This is a genomic window from Dietzia sp. DQ12-76 (assembly GCF_014145045.1).
Taxonomy (GTDB): Bacteria; Actinomycetota; Actinomycetes; order Mycobacteriales; family Mycobacteriaceae; genus Dietzia.
This window is the reverse complement of the sequence record NZ_JAALDV010000265.1, coordinates 1-3767: the sequence shown is the minus strand read 5'-3', so window position 1 is coordinate 3767 and position 3767 is coordinate 1. Positions and strand designations below refer to the sequence as shown.

Annotated in this window: 2 protein-coding genes and 1 pseudogene; all 3 read right to left on the bottom strand. The window is 71.0% G+C overall.

Features of this window, described 5'->3' with window-relative positions; translation table 11 throughout:
• A pseudogene (locus G6019_RS09750) lies at nucleotides 1-343 on the bottom strand (hypothetical protein); the annotation flags it as partial.
• 106 nt (nucleotides 344-449) lie between these two features.
• Nucleotides 450-1730 carry a glycosyltransferase 87 family protein gene (locus tag G6019_RS09745; RefSeq protein ID WP_107757870.1) on the bottom strand — a complete coding sequence of 427 codons (1281 nt, stop codon included), beginning with the start codon at nucleotides 1728-1730 and terminating at the stop codon, nucleotides 450-452.
• Nucleotides 1727-3250, bottom strand: a complete 1524-nt coding sequence (locus G6019_RS09740) for a CCA tRNA nucleotidyltransferase (RefSeq protein ID WP_107758305.1) — start codon at nucleotides 3248-3250, stop codon at nucleotides 1727-1729. The genes G6019_RS09745 and G6019_RS09740 overlap by 4 nt, the downstream gene beginning before the upstream one ends.
• Nucleotides 3251-3767 lie beyond the last annotated feature (517 nt).

The window sequence follows — 3767 nt, the reverse complement described above, 5'->3', positions numbered from 1 at the left end:
CGCCGACCGAACCACCGCCGACGGACCCCGCACCCACCGAACCCCCGCCAACGGAACCCGCACCCACGGATCCCGCGGCCAGCGCACCGGCCCCGCCCGCGAAGACGTCCCACACCCCGCGGCCCCCCGCGTCCGAGTAGACCTCCTGGGCGCCGGTGCCCACATCGGTCACCACGCGGTCGGCGATACCGTCGCCGGTCGAGTCCCACAGGGCGTCGTCGGCGTGCCCGTCGCCGTCGAAGTCCAGCCACAGCGCGTCTGCGGCACCGGTCCCGAGAGTGAGGTCGGGCGTGCCCTGCCAGTGCGTCGGCTCACCGACGCCGTCTCCGAAGAAGTAGTCCATGCCCGAAATGGTGTCGCGGCCTGGTGGCGCGGGCCAGTGCCGAGCAGCGATCTGTGGACAACCCGACCTCCCTCCACAGAGGGCAGTGACGCTCTTGACCGACCCTTCAGCGGGAGTCGCTGCGCACCAGGAGCACCGGCCTGTCCGGATCCCCGTGCAGATCCGGATCCCCGAGCCGCGCGGCCCGGAGGCCGACGACGACGAGAAAGGCCAACGCCCAGAGGAGATAGGCGTCGCCCACGAGGTGCTGGATCGGCCCCCACGCGAGTTCACGCCCCTCGTCATGGGGGAACCACCACTGTGGTGTCGTCAGGAAGACCACGATGCCGGAGCCCGCCAGGGCGAGCCAGCCACGCTCGTCGTCGTCATCCCTCTCGGCCGCGCGCGCCGCCCACACCGCCGTGAGAACGACGGCCGGCACCGACCAGACCCAGTGGTGTCCCCAGGACACCGGCGAGCAGAACAGCGCGACGAACCCCACCGCGACGGCGGCGGCGACCTCGTGCCCGTGGCGCAGCAGCCGCCACGCCACCCAGGCGATACCCAGGCCCACCAGCGCGGACACCACGAACCACGCCACCGATGCCGCCGAGCCCTCGAGACCGAGGCGGTACACGAACCCGTTGACCGACTGATTGGAGGAGAACGACAGTGCGCCGATTCGGGCGGGATCCCGGATCGCGAACGACCAGTAGCGGGCCGAGTCGGCCGGGGTCAGCAGGTGACCGAGGCCGGTGAAGGCGAGCGCGGCGAGGACCGCGGTCCCCAGACCCCTCCAGTCGCGACGCAGCGCGAAGTACAACAGGAACACCGCGGGGGTGAGCTTGATCGCCATCGCCAGGCCGGTGAGGATCCCGCCCCACCAGCGACCCCGGCCACGGATCACGTCCACCAGCACCAACGCCATGAGGAAGACGTTGATCTGCCCGAACCCGATCGTCTCGCGGACCGGTCCGAACCACAGCGCGACGGCCATCACCGCGACCGTGAGCCACCACAGCTCGCGGACCGGACGAGCACAGGTGCGGCTGAGGACCAGCTGCACCACGGAGGCGAGCACGGCGATGGTGGCCAGCGTGATGACGACCGAGGCCACCGCCAACGGGACGAGCGTGAACAAGGCGAAGATCTGGGCCGCGAGCGGGGGGTAGGTGAAGGGCAGGTGGGCCCCCTCCGCCAGCCGGGGCAGTTCGCCGTAGAGATCGCCGCCGTCCCGGAACACCTGCCCGCCGACCCGGTAGACGTCCAGGTCGATGCGGTACGGGGGGAGGTTCTGGAGGCCCGGGATTCCGACCGTGTGGAGGACCGTACCGAGCGTCGCCAGGACGGCGGCCACGGCCCTGCCCGCGGTCGAGCCGAGATAGCGGTCGACCGCGCCGCCGATCACGCCGGGTCGCCGTTCTGCGGGTCTGTGCTCCGCTCGGCCCACCACCGGAGGAGTTCGGCCTCCGCCTCGTCGCGGTCGAGTGGGCCGCGGTCCAGGCGCAGTTCCTTGAGGAAGGCCCAGGCCCGGCCGACGTCCGGCCCGGGCTTGAGGTCGAGCAACCGCATGATCTCGTTGCCGTCGAGGTCCGGTCGGACGCGGGCCAGATCCTCCTTCTCCGCGATCTCGGCGATCCGGTGTTCGAGGGAGTCGTAGCTGGCCTGGAGCCTGGCCGCGCGCCGTTTGTTCCTCGTGGTGCAGTCCGCGCGCACCAGCCGGTGGAGGCGGGGGAGCAGATGTCCCGCGTCGGAGACATAGCGGCGCACGGCGGAGTCGGACCACTGCCCCTCGCCGTACCCGTGGAAGCGCAGGTGGAGGAACACCAGCCCCGAGACGTCCTCGATCATCTGCTTGGAGTATTTGAGTGCACGCATGCGCTTGCGCACCATCTTGGCGCCCACCACCTCGTGGTGGTGGAAGGTCACCCCGCCGCCCGGTTTGGCCGCGCGCGTGGCCGGCTTGCCCACGTCGTGCAGCAGCGCGGCCCAGCGCAACACGAGGTCAGGGCCGTCCGGTTCGAGGTCGATGGCCTGCCGCAGCACGGTGAGCGAATGCCAGTACACGTCCTTGTGCTGCATGTGCTCGTCGCGTTCCAGCTTCATCCCCGGCACCTCGGGCAACACGCGGTCGGCCAACCCGGCCTCACAGAGCATGTTGATCCCGTCGATCGGGTAGTCCCCCAGGATGGTCTTGTCCAACTCGGTGCGGACCCGCTCGACGGTGATCCTGTCGATCTCGGCGGTCATCTCCGACATCGCCCGGAACACCCGGGGGGCGAGGGAGAAACCCAACTGGGAGACGAACCGGCAGGCCCGGAGCATGCGCAGCGGATCATCGGAGAACGACTGCTCCGGGGCCGCAGGGGTGTCCAGGACCCCCGCGAGCAGGGCCTCCATCCCGTCGAGGGGGTCACAGAACTCGTGACGTCCGTCGGGGTGCAGCCGCACCGCCATCGCGTTGACCGTGAAGTCGCGACGGACCAGGTCTCCCTCCAGGGTGTCCCCGAAGACCACGTCGGGATTGCGGGTCACCCCGTCGTAGGAGTCCGCGCGGAACGTGGTGATCTCGATCTGCTGCTCGACACCACCGGCGTCATGCTTGACCGCCGACAGGGTGCCGAACTCGATACCGGTGTCCCACACCGTGTCCGCGTAGGTCTCGAGGATCCCCCGGACCGTCTCGGGCCGCGCGTCCGTGGTGAAGTCCAGGTCCGTGCCGAGTCGGCCCAGAACGGCGTCGCGCACACTCCCGCCGACGAGGTAGAGCTCGTGCCCGGCCTCGACGAACGCCGACGCGAGAGGAGCGAGCACGTCCGCGTGATCGTTGAGAGTGGACTGGGCGCCCGCCAGGAGCCGGACCCGCCGCGCCTCGGACTCGGTCGGGTCGGGCGGGGTGCCCGGGCCGTCCTGCAGTCCCGAGAACACCGCCGCATCGTGTCGGTCCGAGGTGGCGCGCGGATCTGGGTGGGGGTTGCGGGCTGTCACAGCGGAGACCTTACCGAGTCGGTCCGCCCGCCTCGGACCACAGCGGCTCCACGGCCTCGACCACCGGGGGCCGCTCAGCAGCTCCCCCGACTCCTCGAGGCACGCCGGGTACGCGGGGTCACCCCGGAACTCCTGTGCTGCGGCGGCGTCGGGGAAGTGCTGGAACACCACCAGGGCGTCGGGGTCGGCATGGGACGCGCAGAACACAGACGCCCGGCGTCCGGACCGATCCACGGGCGGCACGCCGACGATTTACGGAACACCCGACACCGGCCGGTAGCATCGATGGGTGTCTGAAGCCGAACGCCCCGACGAACCGCGCGCCAACCCGCCGCGGCGTCGGCGTGCCCGTCGGCCCGCCGGATCGGGAACACCGGCGTCCGAACCCGCTGGTCAGGGTTCTCAGCGTCCGGCGCACGGGCAGGGCAAGGCCCCGGAGAGCCGGGACGCCCAGGGT